17 protein-coding genes are annotated in these 17139 nt (G+C 53.5%); 2 read left to right on the forward strand and 15 right to left on the reverse strand.

Annotation, left to right across the window (positions count from 1 at the left end):
- Position 1 precedes the first annotated feature (1 nt).
- The 4 genes from NZD86_RS21150 to NZD86_RS21165 all read right to left on the reverse strand — a co-directional run bounded on the left by NZD86_RS21150 (position 2) and on the right by NZD86_RS21165 (position 5092).
- Positions 2-2230 carry a transglutaminase TgpA family protein gene (locus tag NZD86_RS21150; protein ID WP_268044018.1) on the reverse strand — a complete coding sequence of 743 codons (2229 nt, stop codon included), beginning with the start codon at positions 2228-2230 and terminating at the stop codon, positions 2-4.
- Positions 2208-3446, reverse strand: coding sequence for a DUF58 domain-containing protein (locus tag NZD86_RS21155; protein WP_268044019.1), 1239 nt, complete (start codon positions 3444-3446; stop codon positions 2208-2210). Before NZD86_RS21155 ends, NZD86_RS21150 begins: the two co-directional genes overlap by 23 nt.
- Positions 3446-4426: an AAA family ATPase gene (locus tag NZD86_RS21160; protein ID WP_268044021.1), complete on the reverse strand. Its 981-nt coding sequence runs from the start codon at positions 4424-4426 to the stop codon at positions 3446-3448. The genes NZD86_RS21155 and NZD86_RS21160 overlap by 1 nt, the downstream gene beginning before the upstream one ends.
- A gap of 327 nt (positions 4427-4753) precedes the next feature.
- A complete protein-coding gene (locus NZD86_RS21165; protein WP_268044022.1) occupies positions 4754-5092 on the reverse strand; it encodes a L,D-transpeptidase in 339 nt (112 codons plus the stop codon).
- 538 nt (positions 5093-5630) lie between these two features.
- On the opposite strand from NZD86_RS21165, the gene NZD86_RS21170 reads away from it, so the two are divergent.
- Entirely contained in the window at positions 5631-6038 is a 408-nt protein-coding gene (locus tag NZD86_RS21170) for a hypothetical protein (RefSeq protein ID WP_268044023.1), read from the forward strand.
- Between the two features lie 117 nt (positions 6039-6155).
- On the opposite strand, the gene groL is transcribed toward NZD86_RS21170, so the two are convergent.
- From groL to NZD86_RS21205, 7 genes are all read right to left on the reverse strand, one after another.
- Positions 6156-7787: a chaperonin GroEL gene (gene groL / locus NZD86_RS21175; protein ID WP_268044024.1), complete on the reverse strand. Its 1632-nt coding sequence runs from the start codon at positions 7785-7787 to the stop codon at positions 6156-6158.
- Positions 7788-7822: 35 nt separating this feature from the next.
- The gene (gene groES, locus NZD86_RS21180) at positions 7823-8107 is read right to left on the reverse strand and encodes a co-chaperone GroES (RefSeq protein ID WP_268044025.1); all 285 of its coding nucleotides are present in this window, start codon (positions 8105-8107) and stop codon (positions 7823-7825) included.
- A 133-nt stretch (positions 8108-8240) separates the two neighbouring features.
- The gene (mobB, locus tag NZD86_RS21185) at positions 8241-8810 is read right to left on the reverse strand and encodes a molybdopterin-guanine dinucleotide biosynthesis protein B (RefSeq protein ID WP_268044026.1); all 570 of its coding nucleotides are present in this window, start codon (positions 8808-8810) and stop codon (positions 8241-8243) included.
- A complete protein-coding gene (locus NZD86_RS21190; protein WP_268044027.1) occupies positions 8803-9804 on the reverse strand; it encodes a molybdopterin-binding protein in 1002 nt (333 codons plus the stop codon). Before NZD86_RS21190 ends, mobB begins: the two co-directional genes overlap by 8 nt.
- Positions 9785-10432 (reverse strand): molybdenum cofactor guanylyltransferase, encoded by a 648-nt coding sequence (locus NZD86_RS21195; protein WP_268044028.1) that lies wholly within the window; start codon positions 10430-10432, stop codon positions 9785-9787. The genes NZD86_RS21190 and NZD86_RS21195 overlap by 20 nt, the downstream gene beginning before the upstream one ends.
- Positions 10414-11019 carry a 5-formyltetrahydrofolate cyclo-ligase gene (locus tag NZD86_RS21200; RefSeq protein WP_268044029.1) on the reverse strand — a complete coding sequence of 202 codons (606 nt, stop codon included), beginning with the start codon at positions 11017-11019 and terminating at the stop codon, positions 10414-10416. The genes NZD86_RS21195 and NZD86_RS21200 overlap by 19 nt, the downstream gene beginning before the upstream one ends.
- Positions 11009-11920, reverse strand: coding sequence for a phosphatase PAP2 family protein (locus NZD86_RS21205; RefSeq protein WP_268044030.1), 912 nt, complete (start codon positions 11918-11920; stop codon positions 11009-11011). Before NZD86_RS21205 ends, NZD86_RS21200 begins: the two co-directional genes overlap by 11 nt.
- Positions 11921-12110: 190 nt before the next feature.
- On the opposite strand from NZD86_RS21205, the gene abc-f reads away from it, so the two are divergent.
- Entirely contained in the window at positions 12111-14111 is a 2001-nt protein-coding gene (gene abc-f, locus NZD86_RS21210; RefSeq protein ID WP_268044031.1) for a ribosomal protection-like ABC-F family protein, read from the forward strand.
- A gap of 229 nt (positions 14112-14340) precedes the next feature.
- Here abc-f and tsaD read toward each other — a convergent pair whose 3' ends face one another.
- From tsaD to tsaE, 4 genes are read right to left on the reverse strand one after another with little or no spacing between them, the layout of a single operon-like run.
- Positions 14341-15357, reverse strand: a complete 1017-nt coding sequence (tsaD, locus tag NZD86_RS21215) for a tRNA (adenosine(37)-N6)-threonylcarbamoyltransferase complex transferase subunit TsaD (RefSeq protein WP_268044033.1) — start codon at positions 15355-15357, stop codon at positions 14341-14343.
- Positions 15354-15854 carry a ribosomal protein S18-alanine N-acetyltransferase gene (gene rimI / locus NZD86_RS21220; protein ID WP_268044034.1) on the reverse strand — a complete coding sequence of 167 codons (501 nt, stop codon included), beginning with the start codon at positions 15852-15854 and terminating at the stop codon, positions 15354-15356. Before rimI ends, tsaD begins: the two co-directional genes overlap by 4 nt.
- Positions 15851-16597, reverse strand: coding sequence for a tRNA (adenosine(37)-N6)-threonylcarbamoyltransferase complex dimerization subunit type 1 TsaB (gene tsaB, locus NZD86_RS21225; protein ID WP_268044035.1), 747 nt, complete (start codon positions 16595-16597; stop codon positions 15851-15853). Before tsaB ends, rimI begins: the two co-directional genes overlap by 4 nt.
- Positions 16597-17115, reverse strand: coding sequence for a tRNA (adenosine(37)-N6)-threonylcarbamoyltransferase complex ATPase subunit type 1 TsaE (tsaE, locus tag NZD86_RS21230; protein WP_268044036.1), 519 nt, complete (start codon positions 17113-17115; stop codon positions 16597-16599). The genes tsaB and tsaE overlap by 1 nt, the downstream gene beginning before the upstream one ends.
- Positions 17116-17139 lie beyond the last annotated feature (24 nt).

The following is a 17139-nucleotide window of genomic DNA, read 5'->3' on the forward strand; positions in this document are numbered from 1 at the left end:
TCTACTCATTTGAGCCTATGTCGTCAATTGAATATTTTTGTCGATTTCGCGACTGTGACAAGAGACGGAGCCATTTCAGGCTCGTCTGTCTCATCATGTCAGAGGCGGTACCAGTCAGCGGGTCGCCACCGTAGAGTACACGCTCTGCCGTCTGCACCCAAGCTTTGTATTCATGTTGACCAATGCCCGCACGGGCGGCATATGGCCACAATTCCCGCAATGTCGATGCGCCTTGCATCGCAAACTCCCGACGCAAGCTGCGCAAGAGTAGACTGTACGCGCGCTGCAATGCTTTGCGGGGGTCGGCATCCCACTTTCGCTCCAACCAGAATAGCGTCAAGCGGCGCCTTCCAACGAGCAACATCCCACCAGCACAAACGACGACCCCAAGGAAGATGTACAAGGCCACACGCAGCGGTTTCCCGAAGGAAGAAGAAACCATGAAGTTGCTTGAAGCCGGTTGTTCGGGTGTCGGTGTCGGCTGCCGATGCGGTTGCGGCTGCGGTGTTGTCGTCTTGTCAGGCGCTGTCGTCCCGGTCGACGAGGAACTGTTTTGCCCCGCTGCAAATGGCATATCGAAGTTCGGAGTCGGATCGAATGGAATCCAACCATACTTGGGAAAGTAGACTTCAACCCACGAGTGTGCATCGTCGTTTGTGATCACATATTTGTTCATGACTTTGTCCGTGTAGTTGAAATCCTGTGTGCCAGTGGCAAAACCGGTCACCCACCGCGTGGGTATATTCAAAGTTCGCAACATGACTGCCATGGCTGAAGAAAAGTTGTTGCAGTATCCCCGTCTGCTTTCAAAGAGAAACTGATATACGTAATCCTCGTGTGGTCCTGGCTTCGGGATGTCATACGTTTGATAAACATAGTTCGTTTGCAAATAAGTCAGGATGGCGTTGACCATCTGGTACTCAGTCTTTCCTCCGTCGCGCTGGACTATCTCGTGTGCGAGATTCAAAATTTGCACAGGCACAGTTGGCAGTTGCAAATCGTACTTTCGCACCGATAGCGGAATGGAGGTTTCCAGCTGGTCATAGGGAACTGTGTCCTTGGCCAGTACGTCGTAAGGTGCACGAAGCTCCTTCGTCTGAATCGTGTAAGACTGCCCGCTCTTCAACTTCGATCCGCGAATGTTGCCTTGTACCGTATCGATCGTGAACTGATTCTGATACGCCCCCGGCAGGGTGGAGACTTCGTTCACGGCGTAGCCACCGAACAGGTCCGTCGTATCGAGGCGATTCGACTTGACTTGTATGATTTGGTTGAACGTCTGAGTCGGTAAATTGTGAAACGTATACTGCTCTGGATTCGCGAGTGGGACCCCGATGGATTGGGTCGACATTTCCGCATCTGTCATGTGCGCGAGTTTCCAGCCTTTTCCCGTATAGTCAGACAGGGTCTGACCGCGCAAGTAGGTTGGATAGGGGCTATACACATCCATCACTTCGTCCGCATTCGTCACAAACGATCCGCCCAACTGACTATCATCCAGCTGGTAGCCAATCGTCTGTGTACCCGATCCGCTCCCGCCCGTGCTCGGACCAAACGGGTTTGCCCAAACTGCGGGTTGTTTGGGCATCCCCAATGCCACGACAGTGCTGACCAGCAGCAGAATGGCTAGCGGCGCTAAAAAGCGCACGGTTAACCGCTTTCGAGTTGGCGCGAATGCATGAATTCGTTCCAGTTGGTTCAAGCCGAGTACAATGAGACAAAGTAACACAATGACGACAATAGACACATTCGGATGGACATCTGTATTGCCATCGATCGCGGCAAGTACAGCGATGGCGAGGGCATTGTAGAACAGCCACAAGCGGGACCTGTGACTGGCATAGGTCACCAGCCACAAGACACACGTCATGACCCAAAGAAAAATGAACGTTTGCAGCGGATCGTTCAGCGTATGATTCTCTAACAACAAGATAACTTGTCGAAACAGAACGCTCGGCATATCAAGGAGACCTGTTAGGAAGGAAGTGCCCTCCGGGTGCCAGAAGTAGTCGACGTACGTAAATGAGACCACCAATCCACCTAACACTCTGATCCACCACGAGCGAAAAATAAGACTGACAGTCAAAATGATAAACGGAATGACAAATGTACGAGTACCAGTCAAAACGCCGAGTTGCGACATGGGAGGGAAAAACATGTAGAGCCAAACGGCACAGAGCACGGCATACAAACCTCGAAATGTCTCTTTAATAGGACGAAATGGTCGCACCGGATGCACCTCCCTTGTGCAGGAACGACAGTTGTTCTGGCTTGCGAATCAAATATACCTGGGCTCCCGCAGACTGAAGTAATTCGACGCCGGTTCGCTCGGAATCCGTCAGCCTATCGCGAACCGTAGGGACGAATAGGTGAACGGTTCCTTGTCGCTTCAATCGCGAGACGGCAACGGCCATCTCCTGATCAAGTCGCGGTGAGACAATGACAAACACCGTTCCGCGTGTCGACTCGTCGCCGACCCGGCGAAGGAAAGAAATGACGTCGCGCTTACTGTCCGGTTGCATGGACGCGAGTGACTCCATGCAACGAGTCAACAAAGCCGCGTCCAACCCTGTTGGGAAAAACACGTATGGTTCCGTGGGGACCATCATGCCAAACTTGCGGTGATTGTCATACGCATGCCGCAGCAGTGACGCCGTAATGCACATGGACAGATCAAACTTCACGTGTGCTGGCGAGTCCCCTGAGTAGGACGCCTCAGTGTTGTCGGGAATGAAGAGAAACTCCGAGGTGACGTGCAGTTCAAATTCCTTCGCCTGCAGTTGTCCACGCCGAGCGGTTACAGGCCAATGGATTCGGTTCAAACGATCCCCCTTGACATAATCTCGTACACCAATGACATTGCTCGAGTCCTCACTGCGGCGATTCGTCGGTTGCCGATCTCCATAGTCATCCGGCGAATGACCAGACCACCCCCGCACAGGAACCACCTTGGGATAAATGATGACCTTATCGCGTCCTTCAAACGTCTTGGTGCCGCGTACGAATCCGAAAAGATCGCCTGTCTCTACCTTGGTGTCCCCAAGCTCATAGACACCCCTCGGCACATTTTGAACGCTGTATGCGTATTCCATCTTCCGCGTCCACAGTGGGACGTGAATCCGTTCCAACCCGTTTGTTTGAAATAGCCAACGCGGCGGCAACGCTTCGTGGATACGAAGCCAAAACAGGGGCCAGACGCCCCGTCTCGCCAAGCTCACTTGGACATCGAGGGTCTGTCCTGCCGTCAACCGGTGCAGGGACAACTGGCGGTGACTGGTCACACGGGTCAACGATGCGAACATAGTGATCCACTCGTAAACAGCTACAACAAGGAAGAAATAAAAGAGGAACCACGCGAAAAAACCGCCCGTGATCTTGCCAAAAATGAACAGGCCAACCGTAAGCACCAACATGGCCAGAGCCGAGACAACAGCTCGTAGCCGCATTACTTGTTGACCCCCTGCACCGTCGGAACGGGTACACTTTGCAGCAACTGGTTGACGATGTCCCGAACATTCATCCCCGACAACCTTGCATCCGCGGTCAGCAGAATTCGATGACCTAATACGAACGGCGCCAAAAAGCGCACGTCGTCGGGTACGACGAAGGTGCGACCGGCGATAAAAGCCAGTGCCTGTGCAGCGCGAAAGAGCGCAAGACTTGCACGCGGGCTGGCACCTAGATAGACATCGTGATGCGATCTCGTCCGTTGCACCAACTCCACAATGTATCTCGCAATTTGATCATCAACTCTTGTCTCACGCACAGTCGATCGCCAGCGAAGGATGGTATCGGGATCGACAACGGGGCCGATAGACTCAATGGGATGTTGCTTCTGTTGTCCCTCGAGAATCTTCAATTCTTCCTGGGTCGACGGGTACCCCATTTGAAACTTCAGAAGGAACCTGTCCAACTGAGCCTCAGGTAACGGAAACGTCCCTTCGAACTCAATGGGATTTTCCGTCGCCAGCACAATGAACGGCTGCGGCAAGTCAAACATCTCACCATCTGCCGTGACACTGTGCTCCTCCAGGGCTTGCAACAATGCCGACTGAGTCTTTGGCGACGTTCGATTGATCTCGTCGGCCAGGACAACCTGACCAAAAATGGGACCCGTTCTAAATTCAAACGATTGCGTTTTTTGATTATAAATCGAAACGCCCGTGACGTCGGACGGGAGCAAATCTGGTGTAAACTGAATTCGCCGAAAATGACACCCAAGCGTCTTCGCTGTGGCCCGAACCAACATCGTCTTCCCCACACCTGGGACATCCTCAATCAGACAATGCCCGCCAGCCAACAGAGCCGTCATGACCAAACGAATGACATCGTCTTTTCCAACGATAACGCGTTGGACGTTGCGAACGACCGGTTCAATTTCAGGATGCCAACCATCAAATACAATTGCTTTTGTCGTATCTGCCACGAAAATTTACTCCTATTCAGTATGCGGAAGTCATCAGACCTCGTAGTCTGCCCATGTACGCGCACGCACACATTCATTATTGACGTAAGAAACGGATAGAAAGTGACAAAAATCGAGCGTGAATAACGACAACTCACGATGCAAATACATACACTGAGGATGAATTCGGTGGTGTTGTCCACCTTCGTGGTGTAAAGACAGCTCGTTTCAAAAATGTTGATGTATGTAATACTATCAAATATTGTACTGAAAGGGTGATGGAACAAACCTTCGACGCCAAATTCCAAATTCCTGTCGACCGTCTCTCAAACGACCATGCGCGGCAAATCAGTTCCGAATGGTCACCCGAGTGCCAATGTCGACTTGCTTCTCTAAATCTAACACATCCCTGTTGTGCATCCGAACGCATCCTTTGGAGACCCGTCTCCCAATGCTCTCAGGGCGGTTCGTGCCATGAATGCCGTAGTGCGGTCGTGAGAGTCCAAGCCAATATGCACCGTACGGCCCCCCTGGATTCGCCTGGCGATTGACAATCGTATACTCCCCAGCAGGCGTCTGCGACAGAACGCGCCCGATCCCAATCGGATACGACTTCAGCACGACATTCCCCGACAGAAGATGTAATTTCCGATCCGACAAGTCTATGATGATCCGCTTTTGAGCCATCTCCATACCCCCGCTGAATCTGGATGGTTCATCCTACGCAGTTTCCATCCCAAACGCGATACCCGTGCTTGCGTGCCGGAAGCAAAGTCCGGCGCCCGGTCTGACAGCGAAGACGCACTACGGCCCGCCGGTGCACGGTCCGCTGGGGCTGCGTGCATTATAATTAGGGGAACAAGATTCCCTTCTTGGGCTGTCCGCCGAAAATTTCGCATCAACAAGAAACTTCCGCTCCGTTATCGGCGGATCTAGTACACGAATAGTGGGCGATTAGGTGGCACAACGGAACACAGTTCCTTGGACTCGACAGGTCACCCGGCGCACAGGGAACAACGGAACAAAGGTCCGTTAATCCCGGTCTCCCGGTCTCCGGGTCGCCCGTCTCCGACCTCCCGACCATCCCGACCCAGCCCCTGACATCGGCACATTTGTTAAGAATTAAGCATTTCCCTATCGTCGTCGCCTGATAAAATAATCAATGTTGATAATTTGCGATCCTCGCAGAAAGGACTGACTCGCCATGGGAAGCTTTCTCGCCAACATGCACAACCCCTTTGAATCAACCGAGTTCGATCCCGTCACAATGGCCGACGTCCGTCACCACATCCGTAGCGCCACCAAGTGCCGCAGATGTCGTGTTCCATCAACGGAGAACTTTTGCACAGCCTGCCAAGTTGAATTTTCCAAGCTGGCCTCATGGTACTTTCAAATCATTGACCGAGCTTTATCCGTTCTCCACAGCGACGGCCCATTTGAGGAACACCGAAAGGCTTACCGTATCGCACGGACGCATCTCCGCAGAATTTTGCGGTTGAAATCCTACGGGCTAACTTTTCGCCACACGAAAACATACAGAGTTCGACTGCGCGAGGCGGCTGAAAAACTCTCTATCGAAAAAGCTGTGTACCGTCTCAACGAGAGGCGATCGAGAAAACAGGCAGAAAAGTAGGCTATTTCGCCTATCCGCGGTTTGTCGAGTCATCCTAACCCATATCTACAAAAAAAGGGCCACCGCCCGGGCAACTTGCCCGAATCGGTGACCCTTTTTTGAAGGCCGAAGCCTAGATTACATCATGCCACCCATGCCGCCCATGCCGCCCATGTCAGGCATGCCAGCAGCCTTTTCCTTTTCCGGTTTGTCAGCAACTGCTGCTTCCGTCGTCAGGAAGGAAGCTGCAACGCTGGCTGCGTTTTGAACAGCAGACCGTGTAACCTTAGCTGGGTCAACGATACCAGCCTTAAACATTTCAACCCATTCACCCGTTGCAGCGTTGAAGCCGAAACCAACCTTTTCGTTCTTCAAGCGTTCAACGATGATGGAGCCTTCGATACCTGCGTTTTCAGCGATTTGACGAACTGGAGACTCAAGGGCCTTGCGAACCAAGTTCACGCCCGTAAGCTCGTCGCCTTCTGCCTTCACGCTGTCGAGGGACTTGATGACGTTGACAAGAGCTGTGCCGCCGCCAGGAACGATACCCTCTTCAACTGCAGCCCGAGTCGAGTTGAGCGCGTCTTCGATGCGAAGCTTGCGTTCTTTCAACGCGGTTTCAGTTGCTGCACCGACCTTGATGACTGCTACGCCGCCGGACAGTTTTGCCAAGCGTTCTTGCAGCTTTTCGCGGTCGAAGTCAGAGGTGGTTTCTTCGATTTGGTTCTTAATTTGGCTAATGCGTGCGCCAATTTCAGCCTTATCGCCAGCGCCGTCAACGACGATGGTGTTTTCCTTGCTGACACGAACTTGGCGAGCGCGACCAAGTTGGTCGATAGCTGTGTTCTTCAGTTCAAGACCGAGTTCTTCGCTGATGACTTGGCCGCCGGTGAGAGCAGCGATGTCTTGCAGCATAGCCTTGCGGCGGTCGCCGAAGCCAGGTGCCTTCACTGCAACTGCATTGAACGTACCACGAATCTTGTTGACAACGAGAGTTGCCAAAGCTTCGCCTTCTACGTCTTCTGCAATCAAGAGGAGTGGACGGCCAGATTGAACAACGCGTTCGAGAACCGGCAGGATCTCTTGGATGTTGCCAATCTTCTTGTCCGTGATGAGAATGTATGGTTCGTCGAGGATAGCTTCCATCTTATCCGTGTCCGTAACCATGTACGGGGAGATGTAGCCCCTATCAAATTGCATACCTTCAACCACTTCAAGCTCCGTGGTGAAGCCTTTCGATTCTTCAACCGTGATGACACCGTCGTTGCCGACCTTTTCCATTGCCTCAGCGATCAAAGTACCGATCTCTTCTTCGCCAGCAGAAATTGCAGCGACTTGTGCGATGTTCTCGCGACCTTCGACCTGTTTCGAAATGCTTGCGATTTCAGTTACGACTGCAGCGACGGCCTTGTCGATACCGCGACGGAGAACCATCGGGTTTGCACCAGCTGCAACGTTTTTCAGACCTTCACGGATCATCGCTTGGGCGAGAACCGTAGCCGTCGTGGTACCGTCGCCAGCGACGTCGTTGGTCTTGGTAGCAACTTCTTTAACGAGTTGCGCGCCCATGTTTTCGTAAGCGTCTTCGAGCTCGATTTCCTTTGCGATGGTCACACCGTCATTTGTGATGAGCGGAGAACCGAACTTCTTTTCCAACACGACGTTGCGGCCTTTTGGTCCCAAGGTAACTTTGACCGCATCAGCCAGTGCGTCAACACCACGCAGCATAGCGCGACGTGCTTCTTCACCAAAGCGGATTTCCTTTGCCATGTTTAGTCCAACCTCCCTGACTTTATGTAGTCGACTTATTTCTCGACGATTGCCAAGATGTCGCTCTCACGCAAAACGAGAACTTCTTCGTCGTTAACTTTGATTTCCGTGCCTGCGTACTTGGAGTAGATAACGCGGTCGCCGACTTTAACGTCGAGCTCAATACGTTTGCCGTCTTCAACGCGGCCCGGACCTACAGCGAGGATTTCTCCTTCTTGCGGCTTTTCTTTCGCATTGTCCGGAAGGAAAATGCCACTAGCAGTTTTTTCTTCACGTTCTACTGGACGTACCACAACGCGATCAGCGAGCGGCTTCAGCATGTGAACAACCTCCCTAAGTGTTCAATTCTCCTTTTTGTTAGCACTCGAAGTCGGTGAGTGCTAACACCAAGAACTATAATAAAGCGTCTATCTAAAGAGTGCAACACGTTTTACAAACTTTTAATCATTATCCTTAAACGGAGTTTGCATGGCCATTCAAGCCCGCTATCAAACCGCTACACACTTCCCAAAGATTCGACACGCCGTGGAAGGATAGCTGTGGGATCGGCAGGTTATCCACTCGGGTTTCGGTCGTCCAACAGACTGCAAAAATGTTCGTCACTCCGGCTTGCAGCAACTGGTCTAACTCAGCTTGCGTGCGAACGACGGCCAACTTCGGAAGGGGGCTGTGTTTGGCGCCTTCGATGATGACGAGATCGACATGAGCTTGTCGCGCAGCGGCGGCAGACACAAGCAAATCCGTCCAATCCTCCACACCCGATCCGGCATCCTTCCACGCGTGCAACAACCAGCCAGTGCGACTGGCGACCATCGTCCACTGCGCTCCGGCCCCTGCCGCACGAACCGTATCAGACGACGGCTTTTCCCAGTCTGGAGATGACTCTGTATCCGCGTGGCCATCGTGCTTGATGACAGCGACGGCCAGACCGTCCTGTGAGGCCTCTCTGACGATCCGCTCCGTGACCTGTGTCTTTCCCGCATCTTGATAGCCGACAACGGCGAACCTGTTCGGCTTATGCATTCAGCCAGCCGCCGACGCCAAGAATGGCAATGTCCTTTTTACGCACGTACACGCCTGCAAGAACGCGCGGCAACAAGATGTCGAACGCAGTCCGCTGGTCGTGGATGACAGCACCAGGCAGCCCGAAGATAGCCGTCTTATCCCGATAAGCCAGCATCGTCATGGAACCGGGGATCATCGGTGTACCGTGCGACACCACCTCGGTGGCTGCGTTGCGAATGGCGAGTGGGGATCTATCGTCGGGATCGACAGACATGCCACCAGTTACACAAATCAGCGTCGCCCCTTCGTCGCACGCGCGCACGATAGCCGCCGTGATCTCCTCCTGCTCATCGCCGACCATCACCTGATTCACGATCTCGATTCCGTACTCACGGAACTTTTCACGCAACACGGGACCGAACCTGTCGTCAACGCGACCACTCAATACTTCGCTTCCCGTCGTGACGACGTGTACCTGATGCGATCGATACGGAAACACATCAATGATGTGGCGACCGCTGAATGTCTCCTCAGCAATAACTTCAACAGCCCGCACCTTGTCCTGACGAATGACCAGAGGAATGGGTCGGACGCTGGCAACAGAGGTGCCCGCTTTGACGTGAATATATGGCCTACGAGTCGAGATAGAAATGTGCTCGATGCTGTTCATGGCTACAACGCGGCGTGCATCTACCCAAAGTAGCCCGTCGTGACGTGCCTTGAGGACAACTTTACCTTCCTCGACGTCGGTCTGTGTAACACCGGCCCCAGCTAGGGCACGAGCCATCTGCACGGCAGCATCATCTTCGTGAAGTTCGCCCTCTTCAAGTTCAAGGATATAAATATGACGTTTGCCCATGTCCAAGAGCATGGGGACATCCTCTTCGCGAATGACGTGGCCGCGACGAAATTGGCGGCCTTTAAACTCTCCGGGAACGATTCGTGTCATGTCATGGGCAAGCTGTAACCCAACGGCTTCTTGTACGGGAACTTCACGATGTTTCAAATCCATCCCTCCATACTAACCACTCTTGGTAGTCGTCCGGCGTGTGGACCGGTCGGACGACCCACGACAACGCCTCATCTGGGGCCCACTCCATCGGTTGAATGTTCATCCTCTGAATTGCAGCCATTAAACGCGTTTCGCCGGCCAAGTAGGCTTCGTCAATCGCGCGAATTGCACTTGGCCGATAGCATGCGAGCAACGGTTGGATGCGCCCTGCCCGGACCACGACGACTCCGTCAACATCCTTGTCCAACTGCAACAGTTCCTTCTTGAGTCGCCTGAGCACATCGTGCGTGATGCCTGGCAAGTCCCCTGCGATCAAGAAAAAAGTTGAAAAAGACGTTTGGCCAATTTCGCGTAGAACACCGGCGATGGCTTGAAGTGGTCCGGCTGTTGGCAGTCTGTCGCGAATCCAGCGGGCGTTTGTCAGGCCGAGATCGTGCAATGTCCTACGCAACATTTCGTTCGCATAGGCAACATAGACATCATCGGCCACCTGCAGCGCTCTTTGCACAACATGCAGCAGAATAGGCACATCACCAGGTCCGCGTGGGAGTAATAGTTTGTCTCCGAGTGGCTTCATTCTACGACTTTGTCCACCGGCCACAACAATCGCTATATCTCTGTCTTGCAATCCAGCACACCCTGCTCTGTGATGACATAGCGCAAAGGCACATCGTATGCACCCACTGGTAATTCACCCTGCACTTGGAAGCGGAATCCGACGCCAACGGTGGTAGCAGTTGGACGAACCCTCTTGAGATACCTGTCATAATACCCTCCGCCATAGCCCAGGCGGAATCCGGAAGCCGTAAAGGCAACACCAGGTACAAAGATCATCGTCACATCCTGGGGCCAAATTCTCGGTGCGTCGCGAGAAGGCTCAAGAATCCCATATCTTCCGGGCGAAAGATCATCCAGGGAGTGAACCTCGACCATATCCATGTGACCTTCACGGGTGACGAGTGGAAAAGCGATACGTAAACCATTCGCCCGAAAAAGTGGAAAAACACGAGAAATGTCAACTTCACCCTGGGTCGCTGCATACATGCAAATGACGATATCAGCGGGTGAATCACTGCCAGACAAAGAAGAGAGACCCATGCACTCGACTGATTGGCAAATCCGAAGCTCTGACACGTGTCTCTCAGTTTCTGTTAAACTTATCCTAGCTTGTTTCAGTCTGCGCCGCAAATATGCCTTTTCGTCATCAACTGACAAAGCTGCTTGTCTCCTCTGACTTGTACAGATCGATTTTCAAAAAGAGCCATGGCGCTAAAATCGTCGTCCACCAGCCGATGAGCAGGTCACGAACAAGGCGCCAGGGCAAATCTAACAGATGGTTCTGTAATATCCATTGTATCGCAACCATACCACCAAGGCCGATCACTGCCGCACAAATTCGTTTCCACCACCGGCCATCAAGATCACAGTGGACATATTTCCGTTCAAGCGTGGAACCGGTGCCAATGGCAAACATGAACGTTGCGTACTCGGAGCCGAGGGGATCGTGATTGAAATAGAGGAGCACCGCAGGAAAAATAATGGAAAAAAACAGTGCCAACTGAAAGGGAATACCGCGATAGCTCCACCAGCGACCAATGATCCACCCTGCACTTCCGAGAAATAGCCCAAGTCCCCAACCAACAAGAATGTCCATGGGCCAGTGTAGTCCTAAATGGACACGGGAAAACCCGATGCCGAAGACGAGCACGACGCCGACCCACATGATCCATTTGCGGGAGAACCAGCGACTGAGTGCTACAAAGAGGGTCATCGTTCCTTGCGCGTGCCCACTTGGCATCGACAAGCCGGTAGCGGAACTGATATAACCGGATCGAATACCTGGTACACCGATTGGGCGTGCGATATGTAAAGCAGATTTCAACCATGCGTTGAAGAACATACTGGTGAGAAATACGTAGGCTAGACGCAAACCATTCTTGCGACTGACTGCAAGAAAGACAACGGGTAGCACAAACATGTAGAATGAGTCGGTCCCTAGATAAGATAGCACTGTCGCCACGTTATCCACCCACGTAACGTGGAATGATTGAATCCATAGAATGAAATGGTACTGCCATGAGAGACTCTTTGGCAGGGGAAAGTCGGGGGTCGCCATACGTGCTGTCCTCCTTCATTGCGTGTCCCAAAAAGCAGTACGGCGGGACAACCTACAATTGCGTGTCCGAGAAGAAGTAAAGGTAAGCTGCAAGCAGGGCAAGGCGCGATATTTTCCCTTCTTGGACAACCTTGGTTAGCCTGTCTCGATTCCCGGTTTGCTAGAGTGTATGAAACGAAGGGGAATTCATATGATTGTTTTGCAAGTGAGTCACCTAAAAAAGAGTTACGACACGGTCGATGTACTTCATGATGCTTCCCTGATTGTCCGCGTTGGTGACCGGGTCGGACTGGTCGGGGGCAATGGTGCCGGTAAATCAACTCTCGTTCGCATCATTACGGGAGAAGAAGAACCAGATGCCGGCCAAGTTACTACCCGTGAAGGGACAACCATTGGGTACGTGTCGCAATTTGTCGATACGCCAGACGACGTGACGGTGTACGCATTTGTCGCCAAGGCACGCGAGCATCTTGAAAACATGGAACGTGAGTTGCGACGCCTGGAAATCCAGATGGCCGATCCGGCGGTGTACGAAGATGCGGATCGCTTTGAACAGGTGAGCCGGCAATACGACGATTTGACGCGGAAATTCAACGATGCAGGTGGATACGCATGGCAGGCGGATATCCGCCGTGTCCTCGCGGGACTGCAATTTCCTTCAGAGATGCACCAGCGCAGCGTCTCGTCCTTGAGTGGTGGCCAAAAAACGAGGCTGTCCCTTGCTCGTTTGCTGGCCACTCAGCCAACGCTGCTTGTTCTGGACGAGCCTACAAACTACTTGGACACGGAAACCCTGACCTGGCTCGAACAGTTCCTCAAAGGTTATCAAGGCAGTATCCTCGTTGTGTCGCATGATAGGTATTTCCTGGACGAAGTGACGAACCAAACGGTGGAATTGGAAAACGGGGTCACGACCAGTTACACAGGGAATTACGACAGTTACATGGAGCAAAAAGAAGCGGCGAAAATTCTACAAGCGAAACAGTTCATGCACCAACAGGAGGAAATCGCGAATCTGGAGATGTTCGTCGCCAAAAACCTTGCGCGGGCCTCAACGACGAAGCGAGCTCAGAGTCGACGAAAGATGTTAGAGCGGATGGAACGCATTGAAAAGCCAACTGGTGAAGCAGCGCGTGTCCACTTGGCACTGTCCGCCGACCGGCCATCAGGGCGAGACGTCCTACAAGTCCAGGACTTAAGCATCGGCTATGGACAGACAGTCTTGTCGAAAAACATCAACTTCCGACTGGAACGCGGCATGAGAATGGCCATTTTGGGCCCCAACGGCATGGGTAAAAGCACGCTCTTAAAAACCTTGCTGCGACAACTGCCACCTGTGTCTGGACATTTTGTCGTCGGCCAGCACGTGCAGATTGGTTACTACGACCAAGAGCAGTCCGATCTCGACGAATCCAAAACCGTTCTCGGCCACGTCTGGGATGAGCATCCGGCGATGGATCGCACCACACTTCGAAGTGCACTGGCGCAATTTTTATTTCGCGGGGACGATGTGGAAAAACCAGTCTCAGGGCTCAGCGGCGGTGAACGCAGTCGACTCAATCTCTGCCGCCTGATGTTACAACGGGCCAACACGCTGTTCATGGACGAACCGACAAACCACTTGGATATCCCGAGCAAGGAAGCGCTTGAGGACTCACTTCTCGACTACGATGGAACGCTGCTCTTCATCTCGCATGACAGGTACTTTATCGACGCCATCGCCACGCATGTGGGCGTGTTGTCTGCAGACGGACTCACATTGTATATCGGGAACTACACGGACTACCGAGAAAAAGTCGCAGAAAACGAACGAATGGCTGCTATTGAAGCTGCTGAGTCGTCAGGGCAATCCAGTTCTGTTTTGAAAGCTGAGCGAGGAGCTAAGGACACCGCGACAAACGCAGGGACTGCTGCGTCTCCTCGTCGCCGCATCCGATCCTCCGATGTGAGAAAAGCTCAAGAAGCCGTAACAAAGTGGGAAAATGCTGCTGCTGACTGTGAGCACGCCTTGGAGGCGACGGCAACGCTGCTAAGCGAGGCCGCACAGCAGCAGGACTTAGAACGAATTTATGCACTCGAGGCGAAACTCCAAGAGCTTCAAGATGAGCACGAAAAAGCTCTGGAATCGTGGGAGCAAGCATCCATCGAACTGGAGCAACTGCAATCGGAATTGGAGCAAGAAAACGGCTGACCCCGTCATCGCTTGATGGTTTTACACAAGATATCCACACTATGCACAGACTTATCCACAGCATAGATCCCCCATATATCGCGGATTTTCGACAGATTTCCACAGCATCCACACCCCTGTTCACACAAGTTGTGCACAAGGTTGTGGGTGGCCGAAATGAAATAGAGCGTGTCCGACTGTACCCCTACCTAGGCATAATCGGACACGCTCTATTAAACAAATTCACGATTCACCATGTCTGCCAGGTGTCCAAGGACAACTGAGCGTATGCATTGAGTGACAGATCGCTCTGGAACCCCTGCACTGCCTTGTAAAACGCAGCAGAAGCGATCATCGCCGCATTATCCGTACACCACTTGAGGGGCGGAAAGACGACGCGCACACCAGTGGATTGTTGGTACGTCTGCATGGCGGATCGAAGACCCCGATTGGCGGCAACTCCACCTGCCACGACGACTTGGCGGAGACCCGTCTCCTCCACGGCCCGCGCAGTCTTGTCCATCAGCACGTCAATGACCGCCGCACGAAAACTCGCACACACATCCGCGACTTGAATTTCTTCCCGACGATTTCTGCGCTTCGTCAACTCATTGTTGACAGCCGACTTCAGACCGCTAAAACTGAAGTCGTATGCACCATCATCGAGCAGTGCTCGGGGAAACTCATACGCGTGCGGATTTCCTTCATCCGCCAGCCTATCTACTTTGGGGCCGCCTGGATAGGCCAGCCCAATGAGTCGGCCCACTTTGTCAAACGCCTCACCGGCCGCGTCGTCCCGCGTTCCACCCAGTTTCGTGAAACGGAACGCCTCGTCGACAACGAGTAGTTCTGTGTGGCCCCCAGATACAACTAGACACAGAAATGGTGGGCGGACGTCCGACTCAATCGTCGCCGCTGCCACGTGACCTGCGATGTGATGGATCCCGAGAAGTGGTTTTCCACTCGCCAACGCGTAGCCTTTTGCCGCAGACACACCCACGAGCAATGACCCGAGAAGACCAGGACCGCAGGTCACGGCAATGGCGTCCACATCGCCAAGCGTCAACCCGGCGTCTACAAATACCTTGTCCACAACGCGCGTGATATCCGTCACATGACGCCTCGATGCGACTTCTGGAACAACACCGCCAAAGGCAGCGTGGACTTCCATTTGCGTTGCGGTGACTTCCGCGAGCAAATTCCGTCCGTCGCGAACGAGTGCGGCTGACGTCTCATCGCAACTCGTCTCAATTCCCAAGATGATCAAACTATTTCTCCTCCAACGGACGGGGTTTCAATAGGCGGCAAGTCCGCCCACATAATGATGGCATCTTCTTTGTTGTCCGTGTAGTATCCCTTGCGCAGCCCCACCCGCTCAAATCCGTATTTGTGATACAGATTTTGGGCTACCGTATTGGACACGCGAACTTCCAGGGTCATTTTTCGGCCACCACTCGCTGCGCACATGGACATCAATGTCCGAAGGAGTCGGTCGCCGAGTTTCAGTCCGCGGAAATCGGGATCGACGGCGATGTTTGTCACGTGACCTTCGTCCATAATGAGCCACAATCCGCCATATCCAGCGATTCTCCCGTCGTACTCTGCCACGACATAGCGAGCCAACCGATTTTCCACGAGTTCTCCCAGGAACGCCTGGCGTGACCACGGTGCGGTGAAGGATCGGTGTTCAACTTGCAAAACTTGGTCCAAGTCCTGGAGGAGCATGCGACGAATGACCAATTTCCCCTCATCGAAGTTGTTCATGGTCGTTCGCCCCCCGCTCGACGTGCTTGCAATTTTGCTTCAGCTTCCACAGGCAATGCGTAATCCGGTTCCACGGTGTGGACGTCATCCCCTTGAAATGTCGGATAACGGCCACTGGCAGTCAACCTGAGGAGCGCGGCGGGCAACAACGCGGAGACATCTCTCCAGTGCACGACACGGCACAGATCGTCTCCAAGTTCCTGAAACGGACTCATTTCCCCAGCAGGTAAATCGTGAACGACAAGAGGACTCGACTTTGCTTCCAGCGTGTTGCCGTGAATCCACTCGCGAATCTCGTGAACCGCGGCGTCCTGGCGTGCAACCAGTTGCCCCCCTTGGAACCGAAACCACGCCCCGTACGCCCTATGCCGCCGTGCGAACAGCATGACTAAGACGTCCGTCGCGCCATCTTCACCGGATGAAATTTGTTGCCCATGGCCCATTGCAGCCGCCACCGCGACAGCGTCTAATGTGGGAACCGTGGTGAGCGGAACGGCTAGCGCATGCGCCATCGCCTTTCCCGTTGCGACGGCCATGCGCACCCCCGTGTACGATCCCGGCCCGATTCCCACACCAATCATCGTCAGGTCCTGCATGCGCAGTCCGGCGGATCGCATCACGAATTGCGCAGATGGCTGTAGCAGGCGTGAATGCCCCCGCAAAACGCGCTGAACGACGCCGCTTGCCAGTACGCCATCCGCCGACCCCACACCGACGCCCATGGCATCGGTAGCCGTATCCATCACGATAATGGCCATGCACTCACCCACTCTCGCAGCCGTTCCGTAGCCCCGTTGCCCTCTGCAGTGACGACGATATTTCGGTCATTCGGCGCGTCCTCTGTATCGCCATACGAGAACGCGACGAACAAGTAGTCGTCCAGGTAGCTGCGGACTCCAGTTGGCCACTCGATGAGAACGACCCGCTCCCCGTCGAGGTAATCGTCAAACGCGATCTGCGTCAACGTTCGTTCACTGAGGACCTCATTTTCGTCACTTTCGTCCGCATACAACCGGTACAGATCCATATGTGTTAAGGGCAGGCGCCCGTCATACTCCGCCACCAATGTAAACGTGGGGCTCGTCAGGGGCTCCCCAATGTCGAGACCCACCCCGATCCCTTGCGCAAAATGCGTTTTGCCCACACCGAGATCGCCTTGGAGGAGAATCATGTCCCCTGCTTGCAGCAGCTCACCGAGACATCTCCCCAACTCGCGCGTTTGTTCCGGCGACGTGGTGTGTAACTGCCATTGTCCGTTCATTCTAATCTCCTTACCGAAGGCTTG

Origin of the sequence: Alicyclobacillus dauci, assembly GCF_026651605.1 — a bacterium.
Classification (GTDB): Bacteria; Bacillota; Bacilli; order Alicyclobacillales; family Alicyclobacillaceae; genus Alicyclobacillus; species Alicyclobacillus dauci.